Annotated in this window: 22 protein-coding genes and 2 pseudogenes; 18 read left to right on the top strand and 6 right to left on the bottom strand. The window is 42.5% G+C overall.

Annotated features, from left to right (window positions below; all coding sequences use genetic code 11):
- The 6 genes and pseudogenes from IQ274_RS33370 to IQ274_RS33385 all read left to right on the top strand — a co-directional run.
- Positions 1-126 (top strand): annotated as a pseudogene (locus tag IQ274_RS33370) (IS630 family transposase); the annotation flags it as partial.
- 76 nt (positions 127-202) lie between these two features.
- Positions 203-634 (top strand): histidine kinase dimerization/phospho-acceptor domain-containing protein, encoded by a 432-nt coding sequence (locus IQ274_RS37905; RefSeq protein ID WP_322745414.1) that lies wholly within the window; start codon positions 203-205, stop codon positions 632-634.
- The gene (locus IQ274_RS37910; RefSeq protein ID WP_322745415.1) at positions 618-1169 is read left to right on the top strand and encodes a sensor histidine kinase; all 552 of its coding nucleotides are present in this window, start codon (positions 618-620) and stop codon (positions 1167-1169) included. The genes IQ274_RS37905 and IQ274_RS37910 overlap by 17 nt, the downstream gene beginning before the upstream one ends.
- 96 nt (positions 1170-1265) lie before the next feature.
- Entirely contained in the window at positions 1266-1475 is a 210-nt protein-coding gene (locus IQ274_RS37045; RefSeq protein ID WP_228058559.1) for a hypothetical protein, read from the top strand.
- A gap of 36 nt (positions 1476-1511) precedes the next feature.
- Entirely contained in the window at positions 1512-1664 is a 153-nt protein-coding gene (locus tag IQ274_RS33380; protein WP_416209864.1) for a transposase, read from the top strand.
- 710 nt (positions 1665-2374) lie between these two features.
- The gene (locus IQ274_RS33385) at positions 2375-5329 is read left to right on the top strand and encodes an EAL and GGDEF domain-containing protein (protein WP_228058560.1); all 2955 of its coding nucleotides are present in this window, start codon (positions 2375-2377) and stop codon (positions 5327-5329) included.
- 38 nt (positions 5330-5367) lie between these two features.
- Here the strand turns inward: IQ274_RS33385 and IQ274_RS33390 are convergent, their stop codons facing one another.
- Together IQ274_RS33390 and IQ274_RS37915 are read right to left on the bottom strand one after the other, a co-directional pair.
- On the bottom strand, positions 5368-6675 hold the full coding sequence (locus IQ274_RS33390) for a sensor histidine kinase (RefSeq protein ID WP_194144884.1): 1308 nt from the start codon (positions 6673-6675) through the stop codon (positions 5368-5370).
- A 74-nt stretch (positions 6676-6749) separates the two neighbouring features.
- Positions 6750-6881, bottom strand: coding sequence for a hypothetical protein (locus IQ274_RS37915; RefSeq protein ID WP_322745417.1), 132 nt, complete (start codon positions 6879-6881; stop codon positions 6750-6752).
- Between the two features lie 327 nt (positions 6882-7208).
- Here IQ274_RS37915 and IQ274_RS33395 point away from each other — a divergent pair, with 327 nt between their 5' ends.
- The 7 genes from IQ274_RS33395 (at position 7209) to IQ274_RS33425 (ending at position 14630) form a co-directional block, all read left to right on the top strand.
- The gene (locus IQ274_RS33395) at positions 7209-7544 is read left to right on the top strand and encodes a hypothetical protein (RefSeq protein WP_194144875.1); all 336 of its coding nucleotides are present in this window, start codon (positions 7209-7211) and stop codon (positions 7542-7544) included.
- 37 nt (positions 7545-7581) lie between these two features.
- Positions 7582-7797 carry a hypothetical protein gene (locus IQ274_RS33400; protein ID WP_194144876.1) on the top strand — a complete coding sequence of 72 codons (216 nt, stop codon included), beginning with the start codon at positions 7582-7584 and terminating at the stop codon, positions 7795-7797.
- Positions 7798-7977: 180 nt separating this feature from the next.
- A complete protein-coding gene (locus IQ274_RS33405; protein ID WP_194144877.1) occupies positions 7978-8220 on the top strand; it encodes a hypothetical protein in 243 nt (80 codons plus the stop codon).
- Between the two features lie 536 nt (positions 8221-8756).
- Positions 8757-10460 (top strand): CheR family methyltransferase, encoded by a 1704-nt coding sequence (locus tag IQ274_RS33410; RefSeq protein ID WP_194144878.1) that lies wholly within the window; start codon positions 8757-8759, stop codon positions 10458-10460.
- Positions 10450-11526: a chemotaxis protein CheW gene (locus tag IQ274_RS33415; RefSeq protein ID WP_194144879.1), complete on the top strand. Its 1077-nt coding sequence runs from the start codon at positions 10450-10452 to the stop codon at positions 11524-11526. Before IQ274_RS33410 ends, IQ274_RS33415 begins: the two co-directional genes overlap by 11 nt.
- 98 nt (positions 11527-11624) lie before the next feature.
- A complete protein-coding gene (locus IQ274_RS33420) occupies positions 11625-13079 on the top strand; it encodes a CHASE3 domain-containing protein (RefSeq protein WP_194144880.1) in 1455 nt (484 codons plus the stop codon).
- Between the two features lie 93 nt (positions 13080-13172).
- Positions 13173-14630, top strand: coding sequence for a methyl-accepting chemotaxis protein (locus tag IQ274_RS33425; protein WP_163931817.1), 1458 nt, complete (start codon positions 13173-13175; stop codon positions 14628-14630).
- Positions 14631-14818: 188 nt separating this feature from the next.
- On the opposite strand, the gene IQ274_RS33430 is transcribed toward IQ274_RS33425, so the two are convergent.
- On the bottom strand, positions 14819-15004 hold the full coding sequence (locus IQ274_RS33430) for a hypothetical protein (RefSeq protein WP_194144881.1): 186 nt from the start codon (positions 15002-15004) through the stop codon (positions 14819-14821).
- On the opposite strand from IQ274_RS33430, the gene IQ274_RS33435 reads away from it, so the two are divergent.
- From IQ274_RS33435 to cheB, 3 genes are read left to right on the top strand one after another with little or no spacing between them, the layout of a single operon-like run.
- Positions 15003-15821, top strand: coding sequence for a CHASE3 domain-containing protein (locus IQ274_RS33435; RefSeq protein WP_194144882.1), 819 nt, complete (start codon positions 15003-15005; stop codon positions 15819-15821). The genes IQ274_RS33430 and IQ274_RS33435 overlap by 2 nt on opposite strands.
- A gap of 27 nt (positions 15822-15848) precedes the next feature.
- Positions 15849-18230, top strand: coding sequence for a hybrid sensor histidine kinase/response regulator (locus IQ274_RS33440; protein ID WP_163931810.1), 2382 nt, complete (start codon positions 15849-15851; stop codon positions 18228-18230).
- A 59-nt stretch (positions 18231-18289) separates the two neighbouring features.
- Positions 18290-19423 carry a chemotaxis-specific protein-glutamate methyltransferase CheB gene (gene cheB, locus IQ274_RS33445; RefSeq protein ID WP_163931807.1) on the top strand — a complete coding sequence of 378 codons (1134 nt, stop codon included), beginning with the start codon at positions 18290-18292 and terminating at the stop codon, positions 19421-19423.
- A gap of 48 nt (positions 19424-19471) precedes the next feature.
- Here cheB and IQ274_RS33450 read toward each other — a convergent pair whose 3' ends face one another.
- The 3 genes from IQ274_RS33450 to IQ274_RS33460 form a co-directional block, all read right to left on the bottom strand.
- Positions 19472-19855, bottom strand: a complete 384-nt coding sequence (locus tag IQ274_RS33450; RefSeq protein WP_163931804.1) for a response regulator — start codon at positions 19853-19855, stop codon at positions 19472-19474.
- Between the two features lie 96 nt (positions 19856-19951).
- Positions 19952-21994, bottom strand: coding sequence for a GAF domain-containing protein (locus IQ274_RS33455; RefSeq protein ID WP_202985810.1), 2043 nt, complete (start codon positions 21992-21994; stop codon positions 19952-19954).
- A 150-nt stretch (positions 21995-22144) separates the two neighbouring features.
- Positions 22145-22297, bottom strand: a complete 153-nt coding sequence (locus IQ274_RS33460; RefSeq protein WP_175586807.1) for an ATP-binding protein — start codon at positions 22295-22297, stop codon at positions 22145-22147.
- Positions 22298-22388: 91 nt separating this feature from the next.
- Between IQ274_RS33460 and IQ274_RS33465 the strand changes: the two are divergent.
- Together IQ274_RS33465 and IQ274_RS33470 are read left to right on the top strand one after the other, a co-directional pair.
- Positions 22389-22754 (top strand): annotated as a pseudogene (locus IQ274_RS33465) (IS4 family transposase); the annotation flags it as partial.
- 72 nt (positions 22755-22826) lie between these two features.
- On the top strand, positions 22827-23296 hold a 470-nt coding region (locus IQ274_RS33470), incomplete at its 3' end, for a transposase (protein WP_322745418.1).

The raw sequence follows: 23296 nt of genomic DNA on the forward strand, positions 1-23296 counted from the left end.
CGTTTTTGTGCTTTAATTCCAAAATTCTCTCATCTAAAGTGGATGTTTGAGTGGTTCATTCAAAATACTACTTTTGATTTTCCGTCTCTTCAGATGTACGGAGCTTTTTCAAAAATCAAATACTAATTCTATATCAGTCATATTTTTATGGTAAAAAAGATAATTTTATACTCTTTTACCACAAAACTGTTCTATTTCGGTGATGTCTATTGCAACAAAAGAGTTTTTACTTAAGAAAGTCATTTGTGAGTTAGAAGGCTCTCAAACATACTTGCAGCAAAGAGGTCAAGAGTTAGAAAATACGTTAGATAGTTTACATAAAATACAAGCTCAAATAATTCAAAGCGAAAAGATGTCTGCTCTTGGTCAAATGGTGGCTGGGATTGCTCATGAAATCAACAATCCCGTTACCTTTATTTACGAAAATATCAGCCATATCAGCCAATACACCCATGACTTATTGCGACTTGTCCAGCTTTATCATCATTATTTTCCTAACCCACCCGTTGAAATTCAAACCGAACGTAAAACCATCGATTTAGACTTTCTAGAAAAAGACGCGATTATGGTATTGAACTCAATAAATATCGGGACAGAGCGTATCCGGGATATTTATTGTGCTTTCACTGCGTAACTTCTCCCGCCTTGATGAAAGTGAGTATAAAGCGGTGGATATTCATGAAGGTATCGACAATAGTTTGATGATTTTGCAAGACCGGCTCAAAGCCACTGACAAAAGCCCAGAAATTCAGATCATCAAAGACTACAACAATTTATGCAATGTAGAATGCTACGCTGGACAGATCAACCAGGTGTTTATGAACATTCTAGTAAATGCACTTGATGCCCTCGAAGAACTCAATGCCAAACGAACTTATCAGGAAATTTGGGATAATCCTAGTAGCATCACTATTCGTACCTCTGCCATTGATTCACAGTGGGTAAAAATTTCCATTACTGACAATGGTTCTGGAATTCCCAAATCGATTCAAAAACAGATTTTCAATCCCTTCTTTACAACAAAACCTGTCGGTAAGGGAACAGGAATGGGAATGGCTATCAGCTATCAAATTATCACCGAAAAACATGGTAGCAAGTTAGAGTTTGCTTCGACACCTGGAAAAGGAACGGAGTTTGTGATTCAAATTCCTATCCAGCAGCAAGTTTAGGAAGTAATATGCAACACCTTTGCACTCAATTGATAAATTCTACAATTAGGGACTCGTATTTTCCTAGGAGTTACTACTAGACCTATCCAACAGCGATTGGCAGAAATAGAAGCAGATTTACTGCCCCAGTATAAAACTGTTGAGATTCAAGTCTTAGGAACTTGGCCACATAGAGGTAATGTTGAGCTATATTTCAAGCACCGTTATCAGAATTTTAATTATCGCATTGGTAGTTTCAATACCTCTGCCAAATTAAGTGGCTGTTTGAAAAGTCGGTCAGGTTATAAAAAAGCTCTCTCAGTGTAAGCTGTGAGTAGATATACACAGCATTGAGAGAGCAACATGAGTAAAGCTTACCCCAGCAACCTGACTTACGCCCAATATGAATTTCTCAGTGACCTGATTCCAGAATCCAAACCCGGTGGTCGCAAGCGTGAAGCCGAGATGTGGGAAGTCCTCAATCAGATATTCTATGTTCTAGTAAAAGGAGGATGAAAAATTTTGAACCGTGTATCAGTTTTAACTAAAAACCCCTAGCAAAATTAAGAAATATTATGTTTGGGTAAAGATTTAGTAAAAAGTGTAAATTCATCTATCTAAAGGGGTAGATTTAAAATAGTTAAAAAAACTTTAAGACCAATGCTTAAAAGTCTCAATTTCTGAGCATTTTGACTGAAAAACTAATTTAGTGTTTAGACATCTGTAATAAGGCACTTGCCAAGAATAAATCAGCCCAGCCGTCGCTTTCGCCTTGAGGGCTTTCATCGCCTAAATTTCTCGGTTTTGCCAAAAATATTATTGATACGGCTGGGCTGATTTATTTATTGGATCTCCCTAAATGCTAAATATCTATACTTTTGCAAAATCACTATATTTGATAAAAGTACCCTCATTTAACACTAACTAACAGATATAAAATCATCTGCTTTTATCTATTTTGAGAGCTTTTAACTACTGTGTTACAGCCTCTTAAAAAAACAAATATATGGTTGAGCATACTTGGTAATTTATCAAACTTGAAAAACTTTATTGACTTTAATGTGTACAAAAATCAGTATACGCAAAATAATTTTACTGAAAAGCCGATTTTGTTAAATGAGAAATACCTCACTGCGTGTAGCTATACAAACAAAAATTTATTGCCCACGGTGAAATCTTCAGATAATCAGCTAAAGACAGACTGGCAGCAGATACTTTATTCGTTAATGGAACTTAGCCCGTTTCCAATTGGGATTGTATGCCTGAAAAGCCAACAAATTCTCTTTAAAAACGAATTATTAGCACCTTTTTTTGGAATCAATTCAAGTCAAGCATTCGACAAAATTATCCCTGATTTTTATACCCAGCCTGCTTTATGGACTCAATTAGTTAACAAGCTTAAAAGTGGCGACCTCATCAATAATTGTGCTGTAGAGGTCAAAAAAACCAATGGTGATACCTTTAAAACACAAATTTCAGCTAAGGTTGTTAATTACGAAGATAAACTGGCGGCACTATTCATATTCATGAATAGTACTGAGCATTTAAAAACCCAGCAGGAGAGTTTCTTATTAACAAATTCTGGACAACAGATAACAGATCCCATTAACTTTAGGCACAGCCAGCCGAATTTGGTAGATGTTAACTCTTCTATTGTAAAGATTACAGGCAATCCGAGTACCCAAACAGTTGAAAAAATCTCAATATTACAGGAGTCACAAGTAGATTTACGTTTGATGGAACGTGCTATTGCTGCTAGTAGTAATGGGATTATTTTGACAGATCCCAATCAACCAGATAATCCCATCATTTATGTCAATCCAGCCTTTGAGTTGATCACAGGCTACTGTGCCAGTGAAGTTGTTGGACGAAATTGCCGCTTTTTGCAAGGAAATGATCCAGAGCAAGTAGCTCTTCAGGAATTACGTAGTGCTATTCAAGAACAAAGAGAATGTCATGTCATTTTACGGAATTACCGCAAGGATAATGTGCCGTTTTGGCATGAACTCTACTTAGCTCCTGTGTTTGATAATTCTGGTTATCTGACTAATTTTATTGGTATCCAAACTGATATTACTCACCATCTAGAAGCTCTTAAAGCATTACAAAAGCAAGAAGAACAGTATCGCCGCATTGTACAAACAGCAACTGAAGGAATTTGGGTACTCGATAAAGACAACCGGACTACTTTTGTCAACCAACAGATGGCAACAATGTTAGGTTACACCATTGAAGAAATGCTAGGTGCAACGCTATTCTCTTTTATGGATTCAGAAGGGCTGGAGATTGCCAATGCTTACCTTTTGCGTCGTCATCAAGGGATTCACGAAGCCCATGATTTCAAATTTCGCTGTCAGGATGGTTCAGACCTCTGGGCAATTATTTCTTGTGCCCCGTTATTAGACGACCAGGGAAATTATGCTGGAGCCTTGGGGATGGTTACTAACATCACTGACCGGAAATTAGCAGAAGCTGCACTTCAAGAAAGCAAACAACGTTTGGATGGAATTTTGTCTTCTCTTGAGGATGTGATTTGGTCAATTTCCGCTGATACTTTTGAGACCCTTTATCTCAATCCCGCTGCCCTTAAAGTTTATGGTTATTCTGTATCAGAATTGTTTGATAACTCTAATCTTTGGTTTGAAGTCATTCACCCAGAAGATCAGCAACTAGTTTATGCTGCTATTCAACCATTATTCTTAACTGACAAACAAGAATTAGAATATCGAATTGTCAGGCCTGATGGGCAGGTACGCTGGCTGTTGAACCGAAGCCATTTAATTTATAACGCTTGTGGTCAGCCGATTCGTATCGATGGAATTGCAACAGATATCACTGAGCGCAAACTTCTTGAAGAAAAGTTAGTTCACAATGCTTTTTATGATGCTCTGACTGGACTGCCTAATCGGATTTTATTTATAGACAGGCTAGAACAAGCTATTGCACAGATGAAACGTAATCCAGATGATTTGTTTGCTGTCTTATTCCTTGACCTGGACCGTTTCAAAGTCGTCAACGACAGCTTAGGACACTTAGTTGGCGACCAACTATTGGTAACACTTGCTCAACGTTTACAACAGTGCCTCCAGCCTGGCGATACTGTTGCTCGCTTAGGTGGAGACGAGTTTACCATTTTGCTTTCTCATATTCAAACTATTGAAGATGCGACATGCATCGCAGAACATATACATCAGGCATTAAAGTCGCCTTTCAACTTATGCGGATATGAAGTATTTATGACTGCTAGCATTGGCATTGCTTTAAGTACAAACAAATACGCTCAACCTGCCGATTTACTTCGAGATGCTGACACTGCCCTTTACCGTGCTAAAGAGCAGAGTCAAACTGGGCATATAGTATTTGATACTACTATGTATCATCGGGCAGTAACGCTGTTGCAGTTAGAGACTGACTTGCGCTGGGCAATTGAACGACAGGAGTTGTGCCTTTACTACCAGCCAATTATTTGTATGAAAACAGGTAGAATTACAGGATTTGAAGCACTTGTTCGCTGGCAACATCCAAAACGTGGACTCATTTCTCCAGCCGAGTTTATTCCTATAGCTGAAGAAACTGGACTCATTATCCCAATTGGTCACTGGGTACTAACAGAGTCTTGTCAGCAATTGCGGCAGTGGCAATTACAATTTCCTGCCATCAAACCCTTGACCATCAATGTTAATCTTTCTGGTAAACAGTTTTCTCAACCTCATTTAATTGAACAAATCAGCCAAATTCTCCAAGATACTAGTCTTAACCCTAGCAACTTAAAGCTAGAAATTACTGAAACTGCAATTATCGCCTCTCCTGAAAAGGCTACCTCCGTCCTTAAGCAACTTAAGGCTTTTGGTTTGCAATTATGTATTGATGATTTTGGGACAGGTTATTCATCTCTAGCTTATTTGCATAATTTTCCCATTGATGTTCTCAAGATTGACCGCTCCTTTATCAATCGCATTGATAGCGATACTGAACAATTCGCTATTGTTCGGGCTATTGTTACTTTAGCCGATAACTTAGGAATGAGTGTCGTTGCTGAAGGGGTAGAAACAATTGACCAATTAGTACAACTTAAATTGCTACAATGCCAAAAAGCACAAGGTTACTTATTTTCAAAACCCTTAGATCAAGAACAAGCAAGAATTTTATTAGCTTCTGAACAATCTTTTTTCAGCACATAAAAGCATACAATTAGCTCAGAGTAAATAAATGCTAGTATTCAGAAGAAGGATTTGATCCTGCTCGGAATCTGGATCTGAAACTCTGTGCCTTGAAGTGGTTGTGTAATACACTTCAACTGACCACCATGCTTGTTTACAATTTGATAGCTAATTGACATTCCTAAACCTGTACCTGAGCCAACAGGCTTAGTTGTAAAGAAAGGGTCAAATATTTTTTGCCTTACTTCTTCTGTCATCCCACAGCCGTTGTCAATAACTCGAATTATTACTTGATTGCTATCTACAACTTCAGTAATAATGCGGATTTGGGGATTGTTATTCGCTGGTTGTTTATTTCCAGTTCTTATAACATTACTCTCTGGCACCGGACAACCGACAATTGACTCTCTCAAAGTATCAATGGCATTAGTTAGAAGGTTCAGAAATACCTGATTAAGTTGCCCCGGATAACAATCGACTTGAGGGAGTTCACCATATTCTTTAATAACTTCGATATTTGGATACTTACCTTGACCTTTTAATTGATCTCCCAAAATTAAGAGAGTGCTATTAATACCTTCGTGTAGATCAACTCTTTTTATCTCAGCTTCATCTAACCTCGAAAAATTCCGTAATGATAAAACAATTTTGCAGATGCGTTCAGCTCCTATTTTTATTGAAGATAATATTTTTGGTAAATCTTCTTTAAGAAAATCGAATTCTATTGTCTCAGCTAAAATCTGAATTTTTGATAGGGTTTCTGGGTAGCATTCTTGATAAAGTAAAATTAATTTTAATAAGTTCTCAGTATATTCATTCGCAATGTCGATATTACCATAAATGAAACTAACAGGGTTGTTAATTTCATGGGCGATGCCTGCGACTAACTGCCCTAAAGAGGACATTTTTTCAGTTTGAATAAGTTGAGTTTGCGTATCTGCAAGTTCTTTGAGAGTAAGTTTTAGTTGACTGTTAGCTACTTCTAGTTGTGCTGGACTTGGCAAAGCTAGCGCCTGGGGAATTATCGGCACTAATGTGAAAGCTGTATAAACTGATATCAAAGCAGTCAAAGCTTTTATAAAACCAGATAGCCAATAAGTTGGATACCAAAGCGTCCAAATTTCCATTATGTGGGTTATACCACAAAAGATAATAAAAGCTCCAAACAGTAAAAGTATTGATTTAAAGGGTAAATCCTCTCGCTTCCGAACAAAGTAGACAAGCGCTATCGGGATAGAGAAATAGGCAAGAGCAATTAAAGAATCTGATAAAATGTGTAACCAAACTAAGCCTGTCTTCCAGAGGTAACAATGTCCATGAGGAATAAAACCGTTTGAATAAGAAGGATAGTTGAGAAATACTGACATCATACTAGAGATTGCTGTCATTTTCGTGTATTGTGCAACTCTAGTATTCCCAAAGTTTTTAAATGTCGCAATATTCAAGCTTTGCCCTTGAATGTGCGTTCTTGGGTTATTTCTTCAGTTACCTCTGTACTTGCTCCTGGTGGAGCGCTTTTGATGATTAATCGTGTTCGAGACACAGAAGCTGTTGCTTCCCAAGAAGCAGTCAAAGTTTCACAGTCGATTCGATACTTGAATTAATCGATTATGGCTTTGCAGTGATTGGATTGCCAGTGGTAAAGCCACTCATCTATGGCGCTACTTTTTCTTTAAACTGTAACAAGCAGAAAACGCAGGCACTTTAGCCACATCGTCAGCTCATTATTGAATAGTTAAACTTGCTCTTATAAGTGTGCTTCAACTTTTCAAAAATGTATCTATCTTCTGGGCTAGGTAATGTTGATTTGAAGAATGTAAGTGCGATGAATTAAAGGGTATATGTATAAGGTAAGCGTTCGGTCACGTACCTAATCGACAGATATGACGAGTTAATTTCTTTGTGGCTAAAAGACCATAAAAGGTTAAAAGCAATATTTAAAAATCAAGGACGAGTGATATTAGCCATCGATGGGATGCAGCCAGAAATTGGACATGAGGTATTATGGGTAATTCGAGATTGCTTATCAGGAGAAATAATACTAGCTAAAACCTTATTATCATCAAGAAATGAAGATTTAGCAGCGTTATTATTAGAAGTAACTAATATTTTGGATGTACCAATTGATGGAGTTGTTAGTGATGGGCAACAATCAATTCGCAAAGCTGTTAGGTTAGCATTACCTAGAATTGCTCACGGTTTATGTCATTACCATTACCCACAAAGTTGCAATTAAACCCATATATGAGGCAGATCGACATGCAAAAAAGGAATTGAAAAAAAAAGTTAGAGGATTACGAGACATTGAACGTAGTATTACCAATGAAACTCAGGAAATGGCAACTATTATTGAAGATTATTGCTCGGCAGTGCGTAGTTCTATAACTAATGATGGTCATCCACCGTTAGAGGCATCAGGATTAAAGTTACAAGAAAATTTGACATTGATAGAGCAAAGCTTAGAACGGATGGAAAAAAAAGTGCTTTAACCCCACCCTTAGTCAATCTAAAACACCTGATAGCTAAGGGTTTATCTGCGACTACATCTTTATTCTCACCTGTGAGGGTTGCATATCAGTGGGAAGATACAAGCTAGTGATATTCTCAATAATAAAATAGGTCTTAATGCTGCTGGGGTCAAACAAAGTTATCAGCAACTGTTAACAGAAATGTCCCAACAAAAGCAGAAAGCTGGTACGCTGAACACTACAATCGATAACTTTATAAAAACCACTCATAGCTACTGGTCTGGACTTTTTCATTGTTACGAAATTGAAGATTTTCCTCGAACTAATAATGACTTAGAACATGCTTTTGGTATGCTACGTCATCATCAACGTCGTTGTACTGGTCGTAAGGTTGCCCCCTCATCCCTCGTTATTCGTGGTTCTGTCAAACTTGCCTGTGCGTAGGCGTAGCCCGTCGTAGACATCGCTACTAAACTTCATTCTTTTACTGCATCTGATTTAGCACAAGTTGATATTCATACTTGGCTCGAATTACGCTCTCAATTACAAAAACACTACGCATTGCCAGAATTGAACAGTATCGATTTCGCAGAGACCCCAAGGCTTACTTGGCTAATTTGGAAAGTCGTCTTCTCTAGTAAGTTTTGCCACGCTAGCGTAGGCACAGTCCGTCGTAGACATCGGACTTTGGGCAACCACAGGACAATATTTAGACCCTGGTATGGACTACTACCAGCAAAAATACCAAGAAAAAGTTCTTAAAAGTCTCAGGAACAAAGCTAATGCTCTCGGTCTTGAACTTGTGCCAATTTCTCCAGCTACGCTAAATACTTCATCCTCTCTAAACCATGCTACATAAGCTTTACGCAAAGTGTTTCTTCAGAGAGGGGTATATCGGTTCGATACCAAATATCATACAAATCCGAATAAAGAGATTGAAATGGGAAACCTAAGCGTATCAACTCGAAACTCATGTAGTGATGAATCAGATTAGCGGCGATTGCCCCATTTTGTTTGAACCCAATTTTCAACATAGTGATGACTTTAGTTTGTCACAGATGGTCGATCTGATTGCTGATACATTCGGCATTCACATTAAGCTCCACTATCAAGATACATTAAAGAAAAATCTTTTAACTCGCATCCGGGCGCTAGGATTATGCTCACTCAATGATTACTATCAGTTCTTGGTGACAAGAAATCAATTAATTCCTGGTGCGACAGAGTGGCAAGAACTAATCTCTTTACTCACTGTCACTGAAACTTATTTTTTTCGGGATCAGGGGCAAATGTCGCTGCTCAAAAATCAGCTGCTCCCAGAGTTAATCGAGCGCAAACGGGAGCTTAGTTTAACTCAGTGCAACGCTGCTAATGGAGAATTTTATCGGCCGACATTACGGCTTTGGAGTGCCGGGTGTTCGACTGGTGAAGAAGCTTACTCACTTGCCATTCTGGTGAAGGAACTAATCCCTGACAATCAGACATGGGACACTCTAATTTTAGGCACAGATATTAATCAACTCGCGATCGCACTGGCTCAACAAGGAATTTACAGTGATTGGTCTTTTCGGACAACCACTCCAGAGATCAAAAATCGCTACTTTCGATCCCACAAAAAAGGTTGGAAAATCGATCCTGCTATTCGAGCAATGGTCACATTTCAACCTGGAAACCTGATGCAAGATAACTTTCCCGCTTACGCATCCAGGATTCACGATTTCGATTTGATTATTTGCCGCAATGTGTTTATTTATTTTGACTTCAACGCGATCGCACAAGTTATAGAAAAGTTTTACTGCTCTCTGACACCGGGAGGGTTTCTGCTCACAGGGCACACGGAATTACACGGGCAAAAAACTGAACCGTTTCAGGTCAAAAATTTTCCGCAATCTGCGGTTTATCAAAGGCATATCTCACTCAACAAGCAGAGCAAAGTTTTAAATACCATAATACCTGCTGCCATTGAGAGCAGGGAAACCGAAAATTTTTCCCCCTCTCTCAATACGGTTCGGTTAACAAAGTTATCTGTTGAGGCGAGCAGGGGGAGAACAGAAGCAGGGAAAGAGAAATTGCTCAATATTAATAACTCTCTTCCCTCCCCTGCACCCCCTGCCTCAAGAGCTGATCCGAACCATCCCTCTATTCCAAGCTTGGAGACGGGCTTCGGCGTGAGCGCAAACACTCAAACTCTTTTAGATGCAGCTAAGGAATCGCTAATTCAAGAAGCTTATGCCAATGTAATTCAAATAGCGAAACAACTGATAGCTATTACCCCCCAACATTTTCAGGCATATTGTTTGATGGCAGAAGCTTACGCGAATTTTGGCGATTACTCCCAAGCGAATCAGGCATGTCAGCAGGCACTCCAGATTAACCCATTGGCGATCGAACCCTATCATTTGTTGGCTCAAATTGCCGAAGAGCAAGGAGATCGCGACAGTGCCAAATTATTTTTAAAACGTATTATTTATCTCGCTCCTAATTCTGTTACTGCTCACCTGGAATTGGGTTCTATATACGAACGAGAGGGAAATGAAAAACAGGCTCAAAAAACCTGGCGATCGCTTCTAGAAATTTTGCAAAATCTACCCCAACAAGCGATCGATTACCATAACCAGCAAACCCCTGCTGAATTAAAAGCACACGTTCTTAAGCACTTAAATTCAACTAGTTATGAGCCATGAATCTTATTTAATGTTTAAACTCAATCACTCACGCTATGGCATTCCGGCTACAGCCGTACAAGAACTCTTCTTTCTGCCAGAAGTGACTGCGATCGCGGAAACTCCCATCACAATTTTAGGCGTGATTAACCTGCGAGGGAAGTTTCTGCCCGTGATGGATTTATATCACCGTTTAGAACAAGCACGTCCCCCTTTTCAATTGACTGACAGCATGATTGTCCTGGAGTGGCAAACTCAACGAATTGGAATCATCGCCAATCAGGTGGATAGTGTGCAAGCGATCGCACCCGATCAGATCGCTGCAAATATCTGTGGTGAGTTAAAAGAGAGTTTGCCGGATGGATTGGTAACTGGCATTGCCAACGCTGAGGAGGGCATCGTTACATTGCTTAATCCTGAACTGTTGGTGCAATACGTCCTTATAGAGACTGCTTTCAATCCAAATTCTGATTTTCACAACGGCTCAGACGCACCAAAACACCCCTCTGATTCAGCCTTAAATCAGGGCTTATACGATCATTTCGATTCCCAGGAGCGACAGGTTTTTCGAGAGCGAACTGAAAGTCTGCGGTGTGCGATCGCTGACGAGGATTCGGCGTGGCTCTTGCCTCTAGCGGTTGTAGGGTTGGGGGGTGAGTACTTTGGGTTTGGCTTGGAAACGGTGCATGAGTTTACCGAGATTCACAAGATTACTCCGATTCCCTGCTGTCCGCCGCACATTGTTGGCAACATCAATTTACGGGGTGAAATTATCACCTTAATTAACATCAATGATGTAGTTGATCTGCCCATGAAGGGAGTGCGATCGCCTACGGTAGGGAGTACATCGCATCAGCAAGCGGTTGTCGTGCGCCTGGAGCAACGAGTGGCGGGGATTGCCGTCGATGACATTTTTGATGTGACGTATATTCATCCCTCGCAAATGACCCCGGCTCCAATTGCCCTGCATTCTGCCAAAGACGACTATCTCCAGGGGGTCGCACCTTACCGCGATCGGATGATGAGCATCATCAATTTGTCTAAACTGCTCACTTCAGAAGTGTTGGTTGTCAATGAAGAGGTCTAATACTAATTCGTAATTCGTAATTCGTAATTAAGAAGGTTTTACTTAGTCTGGGTTTCAGAGTTTGTAATTGTTTCATTATTTTCGTGAAATGGTCTAATATGCAATATAATTTCAAGCTCGGTCGAGTTGTTACCTTTGGGTTTGGTTCTGTATTTGTAGTCATGGTTGTGATTGGCATTGTCTCCAAGCTCACTACCAACAAGTTAGTAGAGTCCAATGGCTGGGTCAGCCACACTTACCAGGTTGAGGGACATCTAGAAAATATTAGCAAGCTACTAGTCGATGCCGAAACTGGACAGCGTGGCTTTATCTTAACCCAAAAGGCCAACTATTTGGAGCCTTACAACGCATCCGTTGCCAATTTTGAGAAAATCTTTGATGAGGTCAGCAAGCTGATTCAGGACAACCCGGAACAAGTGACACGGCTGAATCAGGTCAAGCAACTGGCAAAAGACAAAATGGCAGAACTTACTGAAACTATTGATTTGACACAGCAGGGAAAACGCCAGGAAGCCATGACTATCATCCTTTCCAATAAAGGCAAGCAGATCATGGATGAGATTCGGAGCAAACTGGCAGAGATGACGCAGATCGAGGATCGCTTGCTGGCAGACAGGCAACAGATAGCGCAGCAGACAGCATTCATGGCAGACTTGGTTTCCTTGGGAGGAACCACGATCGCAATACTATTTGGCTCATTTGTATTGTTCTTCATTGCCAGGGAAATTGTGCGACCGATTATGCAGGTTGCCAACGCGATCGCCTCCTCATCCAATGAAATTGCGGCTACGGTTGAGCAGCAAGAGCGAACAGCCAATCAACAGGCAACCTCGGTCAGCGAAACCACCACCACAATGGATGAACTCAGCGCTTCTGCTCAACAGTCTGCCCAGCAAGCCGCGACTGCTTTCACCAGCGCTCAACAGGTTTTAAATTTGGCCGATCAAGGTAATCAAACGATTACTCGCTCTCTAGAAGGGATGTCTGCCTTGAGTAATAGAGTCAGTACGGTAGCAGACCAAATGTTGCGCCTGAATGAACAAACCAAGCAAATTGGTAGTATTTCCGGGTTGGTGAGTGACCTAGCAAATCAGACTAATATGCTAGCGCTAAATGCAGCAGTAGAGGCAGTCCGAGCCGGGGAACAGGGCAAAGGGTTTGCAGTCGTCGCCGCCGAAATTCGCAAACTTGCAGATCAAAGCAAGCGATCGGCTGAAAAAATTAATGGGCTGGTGAATGACATTCAATCCGCCATCAACTCAACCGTTGTGATGACAGATGAAAGCACAAAAACTGCTGAACAGGGGGCGGTAATGACTAAGCAGACGGTGGAAGTATTTAGTAATGTCACCGATGCCGTCAACGGTATGGTGTTGAATATTCAACAAATCTCCCTCAACGCCAATCAGCAAGCAACGGCTGTGCAGCAAATCTTACAGGCAATGAATGCCCTCAATAGCTCTGCCAGAGAAACAGCCAGTGGCATCAGTCAGACTCGCGTTAGCACTCATCAACTTAATGATGCAGCCTCCAAATTACAGAGTGTTGTGTAATTTTTCCTTGATGCAAAAGTCCGATCGCAAAGATTACAAATGATAGAAATATTGGAAAATCCTTGAACTCATTCATTCACAAAAGATAACAAGATGGAAAGTAAGCGAAATTGGAAACTGAGATACTGGATTATGAGCAGCTATGCGGTTCCCATTCTGGCATTGGTAATTTCTGCGGGGCTGATATTCATTAATATCAACCTGGTGAGTCAGCGAGCGCAGGATTTAGTTTCTTCCTATAACGTTAATTCAGCGATTAATGCCCTTGCCACGAATGTACAGAGCGGTTCTAAATCAGTTCGAGGCTATTTGTTAGAAAAAAATCAGACATCCTTCGACGAATACCAAAAATCTCAAAGAAGCTTCAATGAGCTTTTGTCAAAGCTAATGTCACTTGCCAGAACAGAGCAAGAGCAACAGTCATTAACCAGGCTAGAGGGGCTGCTGAATAATTTAATGGTTGTCGAGGATGATTTGATTGGCAAAGTGAATCAAAGCAAGGTTCAGGAAGCTATTGAAACCTGGAGTAACGAAAATGCCCGCAGTATGGTTGATCGTCTGACAAGTGCGATCAATGAAATTCAGCACCGAGAAGACCAGAATGTGATCGTGGCTGCCAAGCAACAGCAAGCAGCGCTTGATAGGCTCAAGCTCACAATTCTGTCCGCGACTGGACTTTCCTTGCTGTTGTCGGTTTTGACTGGCATCTGGATAATTAGCCGCACTGCTCGACGGATAAATGAATCAGCCAGTGCGATCGCCACCTCGACCGCTGAAATTGCCGCCACAATCGAGCAACAAGAACGCACTGCCAACCAACAGGCAGTCTCGGTCAGCGAAACCACCACTACAATGGACGAACTCAGCGCCTCTGCTCAACAGTCTGCCCAGCAAGCATCCACTGCCTCAACCAGCGCTCAACAGGTCTTAAATTTGGCAGATCAAGGCAATCAATCACTGAACCGCACCCTGGAAGGAATGGCAGCCTTGAGCCACAGAGTCAGTGCAGTAGCAGACCAAATGCTGCGCCTGAACGAACAAACAAAGCAAATTGGCAGTATTTCCGGGTTGGTAAGTGACCTAGCAAATCAAACCAATATGCTAGCGCTAAATGCAGCAGTAGAGGCAGTCCGCGCGGGGGAACAGGGCAAGGGCTTTGCAGTCGTCGCCGCCGAAATTCGCAAACTGGCAGACCAAAGCAAGAAATCAGCTGAAAAAATTAATGTGCTGGTCAATGATATTCAATCCGCCATCAACTCAACCGTTGTGATGACAGATGAAAGTACAAAAACTGCTGAACAGGGGGCGGCAATAACTAAGCAGACGGTGGAGGTCTTTACCAGTGTTACCGAGTCCGTCAACCGGATGGTGTTAAATATTCAGCAAATCTCGCTAAATGCTAGCCAGCAATCCACTGCGGTTCAGCAAATTTTACAGGCAATGAATGCACTCAATAACTCTGCTAGAGAAACAGCCATCGGCATCAGTCAGACTCGCGTTAGCACTCACCAACTCAATGATGCAGCCTACAAACTACAGAGTGTTGTGTAATCTTCCCTTGATGCAACGAAGAGGCAGGGGGCAGGGAGCAGGGGGAAATGACCCCATCAAGAACTGCTGTGAAGCCTACTGTTACACACAAATTTTTTAGAGTTACTGCGTAGTTAATTTTTGCAGGTCGATGCAATAAAGGTGCAGATCAAGAGACTTGTGTGTATACCGTAGCTTTAAGCATGGGGTCAATCTAAAATCCAAAATTGTGTAATAGCAATATCTGGAAATTCTTGAACTCGTTCACTCACAGAACATAACAAGATGGAAAGCAAGCGAAACTGGAGACTAAGATACTGGATTATTGGCGGGTATGCTGTTTCCGTGCTGGCATTGTTAATTTCTGCCGGAGCAACAATCATCAATATCAACATGGTGAACCACCGATCAGAAAATTTACTGTCTTCTTATGAGGTCAATTCAGCAATTGATGATTTTGCTGTTAGTGTGCAAAGTGGTTCTAAATCAACCCGGGGCTATTTATTAGAAAAAAATCAGCAATCCCCTGAGAACTACCAAAAGACACGAAAGAACTCCAGGGACTTTTTAGCAAAACTGATCGCACTTGCCAGATCGCAACAGGAGCTACAATCTTTAACCAAATTGGAAGAACTGCTGAATAAACTGCTTGCTTTTCAAGACATCCTGATTGAAAAGGTGGATGAGGGCAAAGTCAAAGAAGCCATTGAAACCTGGAGCAAGGGAAATGCCCGTGCTCTAGTTCAGGATGTCGTAGACATGATTGAAGAAATGCAGCAGCGAGAAGATCAGATTTTTGCAACCACCGCGAAACAGCAGCAAGAGGCGCTCAATGCCCTCAAGTTCACGGTGATGCTAGCAAGTGGACTCTCCCTAAAGATTAGCACCTTGGTAAGGGACATTCAATCTGCCATCAGCATGACTGTCGTTGTCACCCATGAAGGCACTAAAACTGTAGAAGAAGGGACGCGAGTTGCCCAGGAAACGTCAGAATCCTTTGCTGGTGTAGAAGGTGCAGTGAATAACATTGTCATCAACAGTCAACAGATTTCACTCAATATTAACCAGCAACCGATCGCCATTCAGCAAATTGTCTCTGCCATGAATGACTTGAATATTGCTGCGCGTGAAACTGCCAGTGGCATTAGCCAGATCCGCTTTGGTACTCAACAACTAAACGAGTCAGCGCAAGCATTCAAGGCAATTATTTAGTCGCTCAACCCCTAACTACTTAAAACTATGATGATCGATGATGAAGAACTGAGAGACGTTTTCAAAGTAGCCAGCGAAGAACACCTGCAAAATCTGGATGATGGATTGCTGCATCTGGAAAACCATCCCGACGATTTGGCTGTCCTGGAAGCCTTGATGCGAGAGGCGCATTCCCTAAAAGGCGATGCCAATATGCTGGGAGTAAAAGATGTAGGCACTCTGGCACATCAAATTGAGCATATTTTGACTCAACTCAAGCAACAAGAAAACCCTGCATCCTCGTTGGGCAATGCTACAACAGACTCACCCTATGAACGCCTTGCTCATGCGATCGCTGCTATCCGCAAACTCGTTCATGAAGCCGTCACCGGAGAACCTGCCAGGGTTGATACCTTTTCTGTTCTGGCAGAATTGATGGGAGCGCAGCCAGGAAAAAGGGAAGATAATCCAAGTCAAGAGCCAGAAGTCAACAGTATTGAAGTCACAATCACAGTAAAAAACAATACTTTTGATAGTAATCAAGAGCCAAAGGAAAACGGAGCAATCCAAAATCGTTCGACTGAGCGACTTGTGCCGAGCATCTCGACTTCTCTGCGAGACGCTACGCGAACGCTCGATGGAACCAGAGCCGAGGTAAGCCGAAGTCCAAAATCCCTCACCAATAGCTACCGCATCGAAACCATCCGCGTTGGCACTCGCCATCTGGATACGTTGATGACGCAAGCAGGGGAGTTAACTGTAACCAAAATTCGGATTGCTCATCGACTGAGAGAAATTGAAGCGATCGCTAATCTGTGGGAAGAATGGAACCGAGATTTGTTCACTAATCGGTTTGCGTTCAGCCGAGAGCAACAGGGTAACGTCGCCTTCCAACGTCTGGAAACCTTTCATCATCACTCTGAAGAACGATTAGAGCAATTGGGTCATTTGGTGAAAACCCTGCGGAGTTCCCTTTCGGAAGACACAACCCGACTGGAACAACTAAGTGGCGATCTAGAAGAGGGTATTCGTACCCTGCGATTGCTGCCCTTTGCAACGATTTTCAACCTCTTCCCCCGGATGGTACGCGATCTGGCGCAGCAGCAGGGAAAATTGGTGGAGTTGATCCTCGAAGGCAAAGATACCCTTGCCGACAAACGCCTGTTGGAAGAAATGAAAGATCCGCTAATGCACATCCTGCGAAATGCGATCGATCACGGAATTGAGCCACCACAGGAACGGGAACGGCTAGGAAAATCCACAACGGCAACAATTCGGCTCAGGGCTTACCAGACTCCCACTAACATTGTGCTGGAAATCAGTGATGATGGACGGGGGCTTAACCTGGATAAAATCAAACAAATAGCGGTGAAGCGGGGCATTTGCGGGGAGGAAGAATCGGCAGCAATGACTCCCAGCCAGATCCAGGCGTTGATCTTCGCACCGGGGTTTTCAACAGCTCCCCAAGTTACAGAAGTATCAGGACGGGGTGTGGGGCTGGATGTAGTGCAAACCAATGTCGAGAAATTGAAAGGTACGATTGAGGTGGAATCGTTTCCCGGACTGGGATGCACACTGCGCGTCAATCTCGGTATCACCTTAGCAACTGCCCATGTCTTGATTGTGCAAGTGAATCAAATGCCCTACGCCATCCCAGTGGAGTTTGTACAAACTGCTTGCTTGATCAAATCAGAAGAGATTTTCCCCTTGGAGGGACGCGACACGATAATTCGGGATAGCAAACCCATTTCGGTTGTGCAATTGGCTGATCTATTAGAATTGCCGCCGATGCCATCTGAATTAACTCAAGAAACGGCACTTTCCTGTATTATTCTCCAGGTTGGGCAAGCACAACTGGGTATAGTGGTGGATACCTTAGTGGATGAGCAAGATGTACTGATTAAACCCCAAAGTCAGTTACTTAAACGAGTCCGCAATGTTTCTGGAGCAACAATTTTAGGCACTGGAGATGTGTGTATGGTGCTGAATCCCCAGGATTTGGTCAAGTCAGCCCGATCACGATCGCAGTCCATCTCTTCTACCCAAACTCGTCAACTTGCGCCTACAAAACCAACCGTCTTATTAGTGGAAGATTCTATTGCCACACGCACTCAAGAAAAGCGGATTTTAGAAACCGCAGGTTATCAAGTGATTACTGCTGTGGATGGTTTGGATGGATTGAACAAGCTGCGATCGCACACCGTTGATGCCGTTGTTAGCGATGTGCAAATGCCGAATCTCGATGGCTTGGGGTTAACTGCCAAAATCCGCCAATATCAAGAATATAGCGAACTTCCAATTATCCTGGTTACTTCCCTTGCCAGCGATGAAGATAAACGTCGGGGTGCGGAAGCCGGAGCCAATGCCTACATTATCAAAGGCAGCTTTAATCAAGAAGCCTTGCTGTCAGCCCTCAAACGGTTAGTGTAGAGGTTTTCGGATTGAATGAAGAATAATTTTATCGTAAAATCTCAACTTACTGTCAATTGATGAAAAACTCTGCCCCGATTCGCGTCTTTCTGGTGGAGGATTCCCTCGTCGCCTTAACCATCCTCAAGCGGATTCTGGCGAGTTCCCTGGAAGTAGATGTGGTGGGAACTGCTCCCAACGGCGTGGAAGCATTGGAGCGAATTCCAGCCGCACAGCCCCAGGTAATCTGCACCGATCTACACATGCCCAAAATGGATGGACTGGAACTCACCCGCCGGATTATGACAGACTATCCCCGTCCTATTCTGGTAATCAGCACCTCCGTCAACACCCAAGAAGATTCCCGCAATGTTTTTAAACTGCTGCAAGCGGGTGCTTTAGATGTTTTTCCCAAACCCAACATTGACTCACTTTCAGACTATGAACACATCAAGCACGAATTAATCAACCGGATCAAAGTTCTGGCAGGGGTTACAGTCTTTACTCGCCACACTTCCCGAACTGCGACGGTAGAACCTAGAACGCATCCTGTTAGCCCTAAAAAAAAGCCAGAACCATTTAGCCCAAAACCTGTCAGTAACTCGCAATTCTCCATTCGTAATTCCCCATCCCTGCCCAAAATCGTGGCGATCGGAGCCTCCACAGGCGGCCCCCAGGCATTGTACGCGATCTTAAAACAACTGCCTGCCAACTTTCCCGTACCCATTCTGTGCGTCCAACATATCAGCGAAGGATTTCTGCAAGGACTGGTAGATTGGCTGGCAGCAGAATGTTTCCTGCGCGTGACGATCGCCCAACCGGGAGAATTTCCCAAACCGGGTACTGTCTACTTCGCTCCCGAACGACAACACCTGCAACTCGACACTCAAGGGCGATTAAGCACCATCAGCACCCCTGCCGTTTCCGGGCATCGTCCCTCCGTCACAGCTTTGTTTCAAGCCGTTGCCACCTGCTACCCGCGATCGGCGGTTGGTATTTTGCTGACTGGCATGGGACGCGATGGTGCAGATGGGTTACAAGCGATCGCCCAAGCCGGAGGCACTACCATTGCCCAGGATGAACAAACGTGCGTTGTCTTTGGGATGCCCAAAGAAGCGATCGCTCTGGGAGCCGCCCAACATATTTTGGCGATCGGCGAAATTGCTCCTATGCTATTGAATCGAATCTGCTACATCAACTCTAGACATTCTTAGACATGCTTTCGTCCATTTGACGTTTTATCGTCTGTGTAATATCTGTAATCAGGAGCTAATAAATTTTCGTACAGCTTCGCGCAATTGTTCAGCATCAAAAGGTTTGATTAGATATTCTGTTGCACCCGCCAGATGACCCTTCACCCGGTCGAAGGGGGAATCTTGAGAAGTTACCATAATCACAGGCAAATGCTGAAATTGCGGCAGGCTTCGCACTGTGCGGCAAAACTCCAACCCGTTTACATCCGGCATCTGCACATCCAATAGCAAGACTGAAATCCGTTGATGATAAATGATCGACAGAGCATCAAGTGCGTTAGCGGCTGTTATTACTTGATAGCCCGGTTCTAACGCTCGTTTAATCATTTGATGAATCACAGGGCTATCATCAAGCGCGAGAACAATCGGTGAGCTTGTCGTACCATTTGACATACTTTACAGTCGATGAGTCAATCATCGTTGGCGTTTACCCTAGCATTCCCAAAGAAAGACTTGAATAACTGATATTTTGATAATTTTATACACACTTCAAGTCCTTTTAACCAGAGGCTCAACCGGAATTTGAATCAAGAACTCGCTGCCTTTCCCAAGTTCTGAGGAGCATTTTAAAATGCCACCATGTTTTTCAACCACAATTTGGTAGCTGATGGACAGTCCTAGCCCGGTTCCCTTGCCGATGGGTTTGGTGGTGAAGAATGGATTGAAGAGTTTTTGCTGGGTTGTTTCTGTCATCCCAGAACCGTTATCTCGAATCCGAATCACTACACTATCTGCGTGGGAAACTTGAGATAGATCGGAACTACCCGATTTTTCTCTACTAATCAGTTCTGTTTGAATGGTAATGATCGGATTAGGCGTTTCATCTAAGGCATCGATCGCATTACCCAAAAGATTCATAAATACTTGATTCAATTGCCCCGCATAACAATCAACAGGTGGTAAATTTTCGTATGCTTTAATCACTTGAATCTCAAACTTGGCACTGGTTAATTTCAAGCGACTCTTCAAAATCAACAACGTGTTTTCAATCCCTTCATGGATATCCACAGGTTTCATCTCGGCTTCATCCAGACGCGAGAAGTTCCGCAAAGATAAGACAATTTGCCGAATTCGTTCTGCACCCATTCGCATGGACGACAATAGATTAGGCAAATCTTGTGTTAAAAAATCAAAGTCGATGTCCTCCATCTTTTCCTGAATAGCACCAGTTGCATTGGGATAACTTCCCTGATAAAGACGCAATAGTTCCAGTAAATCCCGAACATAGTCGGTTGCATAAGCAATATTACCGTTAATAAAGTTGACCGGGTTATTGATTTCGTGGGCAACTCCGGCTACCAATTGTCCCAGGCTCGACATCTTCTCTTGCTGTATCAGTTGCATTTGAGTTTGCTGTAACTGACTCAGGGCGTTCCCTAGATAGGTGGCTTGAGTTTGAGCGGCAAAGGCGGTTGCTCGTGTTTGGGCAAGCAGTTCTGCTTGATCGAGAGCGATCGCTACTTGATCGGTGACAGCTTTGAGTAACCGGACTTCGCTATCAGTCCATTGGCGCGAACCACGACAGTGATGGCAAATAATAGCACCCAATTGACTAGAATGGGTTCTCAGTGGCAGCAACAGCATTGAGGTGACTGCCAGTTGATGCAGCAGGGCGCGATCCTCCAAGGTGAGTGCTTCTGAGGTAGTAGAAACATCCTCAATTCGTAGCATATCTAGGTTTAAGATAGTTTCTGCTAGAACGGAGCCATGCCCAAGAGGAAGTTCTCCTAGCGCCATCTGGATCTCTGGGTTAGTCGCTTCGTGAGTCACCATAAAGTTGAACTGATCTTTGTTGGGCAGACACCACACAAAGTCACAACGATCGACTTGCAACAGAGTATGAATCTCATTTACTGCCGTTTGTAGAATCGTGTCCAGATCCAGAGAATTACGGATTTGATTTGCCAGATTAAACAGAATTGAATCTTGTTGACCAACCAATTCCTGAGTAATCAATTGCTGCTTTAGTTGTTTGATTTCCGGGATCATTTGACGCAGCTTTGTGGTGTTGCGTTTTAGCTCCAATTGCGCTATTACTTGGTGGCTGAGTGTCTGTAATCCTTTCTGCTGTTTCTGGCTCAGATTGCGCGGTTCAAAGTCCATGACGCAGAGTGTACCCAGGACACAACCGCCAGCCGTTACCAGAGGGACTCCGGCATAAAACCGGATATTGGGAGCATTTATAACGAAGGGATTGGTGGCAAAGTGGGGTTCGGCCAGAGTATCTGGAATCACAAAGACATCTGATTGGCAAATGGTGTGGTTACAAAACGCCAGGTCTCGGCGAATTTCTGTTAATGTGATTCCGACTTTAGACTTAACCCACTGGCGATCGGCTCCGATAAAACCCACCAACGCCATTGGAGTTTGGCACAGATCGGCTGCCAGTGCCGTCAATTCATCCAATGCCTGATTGGGTGCCGTATCCAAACCCTGAAACTGATATACTGCTTTAAGTCGTGTCAGTTCGTTGGTGCAGGGCATCGTTGTGCAGGAGAGCATGGAATCAATTAATAATTTAGGAATTTTCATAGTTTTTTTAATTAAGGTGCGAGCGCTAATGTAACAGTGAAACAGGTACATTTGTAATCACTACTTTAAGTTTTTCTAAAGCTTTAGATTTGATAAGTGGTTATTTTGTAGCAATACAAATTATGAATGCAAGCTTAAGTATAACGCCGTTCACTTCGATACGGTTAATGGCAAGCAGATTGTAAAACTTATCCAGCCCTGACTGCTTGTGACTTCAATTGTGCCTTGGAGATATTGCACCAGCTTTTTCACCAAAGCTAATCCTAATCCTGTATCAGTATTTTGTACCTTGCGGGGGGACAAAATTGTTTAGAATGCTTATATTGCAAAGAGTGTAGCAATTTGTGGTAAAAGAAAAAGAGCCTTCATTTGCAACAAGGTCTATTTAATGATAATGTTACCAGAATTCTACGAAACAAACCTCAAGCGAGAATTGGGACGTGCAGAATATTTATTACTAAAAATTCTGATTAATTTATTACAATCAATAAAAACTGTTAGCATTGAAGCACTGGCTACTGCTTTACCTATCCCCATATTTTTTGAAAGTAGAAGAAAGAAGATTCAAAGATTTTTGTCTTTAAATTACATAAATATTGAAGAAATTTGGTTCCCAATTATTAAAAGCTGGCTAGAGATATATTTTCCCTTAAATGAAGTTATTTATTTAGTAATTGACCGGACTAATTGGGGATGTATTAATCTGTTAATGATTAGTGTGGTTTGGGATAAAAGGTCTATTCCAATATATTTTAAGCTATAGGAATCATATTTGATTTTTGAAAAAGACTACGAGATAATACTGAGGTAAATATCGGTCTAAGAGTGAACCATGATAAATCAGCATCTACAAGGGGCGATACCTTCGGTGAGCTTCGCTAACGCAGAACTACAAGAATTTATAGATGCTCGTTCAGATGCGCGTGAAGTCAGGAAAGCATTGGCAGTCAAACTGATTTATCAAGGCTACAAGTATGAAGAAATTCAAACAATTTTAGATGTGTCAGTTGGTTCGATAACAAGTTGGAAGCAAAGTTACGAGGAATATGGGGTTTCGGGACTGCATCTGAGCTATAAGGGCAGGAAAAGCTATTTGAGTACTGAACAACGAGAAGAAGTATTAAGTTGGCTACAAACGAAGGCATATTGGGAACTAGGTGAACTGGAATATAAACTAGCGTTTGAATATGATGTCACTTACGAGTCGAAACGCAGCTATTACGAATTATTTGATGCGGCTGGAATCAGTTGGAAGAAAACCACAAAGCTCAATCCCAAAACAGACTATGAGGCTGTAGCTGT

Source organism: Nostoc sp. LEGE 12447, assembly GCF_015206985.1.
Taxonomy (GTDB): Bacteria; Cyanobacteriota; Cyanobacteriia; order Cyanobacteriales; family Nostocaceae; genus Nostoc.

Coding starts and splice junctions, on each gene's coding strand:
- IQ274_RS37905 (WP_322745414.1), top strand. CDS start 203: ATGTCTATTGCAACAAAAGAGTTTTTACTTAAGAAAGTCATTTGTGAG.
- IQ274_RS33380 (WP_416209864.1), top strand. CDS start 1,512: ATGAGTAAAGCTTACCCCAGCAACCTGACTTACGCCCAATATGAATTT.
- IQ274_RS33420 (WP_194144880.1), top strand. CDS start 11,625: ATGCAATATAATTTCAAGCTCGGTCGAGTTGTTACCTTTGGGTTTGGT.
- cheB (WP_163931807.1), top strand. CDS start 18,290: ATGAAAAACTCTGCCCCGATTCGCGTCTTTCTGGTGGAGGATTCCCTC.
- IQ274_RS33415 (WP_194144879.1), top strand. CDS start 10,450: ATGAGCCATGAATCTTATTTAATGTTTAAACTCAATCACTCACGCTAT.
- IQ274_RS33410 (WP_194144878.1), top strand. CDS start 8,757: ATGAATCAGATTAGCGGCGATTGCCCCATTTTGTTTGAACCCAATTTT.
- IQ274_RS33450 (WP_163931804.1), bottom strand. CDS start 19,855: ATGTCAAATGGTACGACAAGCTCACCGATTGTTCTCGCGCTTGATGAT.
- IQ274_RS33405 (WP_194144877.1), top strand. CDS start 7,978: ATGTCCCAACAAAAGCAGAAAGCTGGTACGCTGAACACTACAATCGAT.
- IQ274_RS33385 (WP_228058560.1), top strand. CDS start 2,375: ATGGAACTTAGCCCGTTTCCAATTGGGATTGTATGCCTGAAAAGCCAA.
- IQ274_RS33425 (WP_163931817.1), top strand. CDS start 13,173: ATGGAAAGTAAGCGAAATTGGAAACTGAGATACTGGATTATGAGCAGC.
- IQ274_RS33390 (WP_194144884.1), bottom strand. CDS start 6,675: ATGTCAGTATTTCTCAACTATCCTTCTTATTCAAACGGTTTTATTCCT.
- IQ274_RS33435 (WP_194144882.1), top strand. CDS start 15,003: ATGGTGAACCACCGATCAGAAAATTTACTGTCTTCTTATGAGGTCAAT.
- IQ274_RS33455 (WP_202985810.1), bottom strand. CDS start 21,994: ATGAAAATTCCTAAATTATTAATTGATTCCATGCTCTCCTGCACAACG.
- IQ274_RS33430 (WP_194144881.1), bottom strand. CDS start 15,004: ATGTTGATATTGATGATTGTTGCTCCGGCAGAAATTAACAATGCCAGC.
- IQ274_RS33440 (WP_163931810.1), top strand. CDS start 15,849: ATGATGATCGATGATGAAGAACTGAGAGACGTTTTCAAAGTAGCCAGC.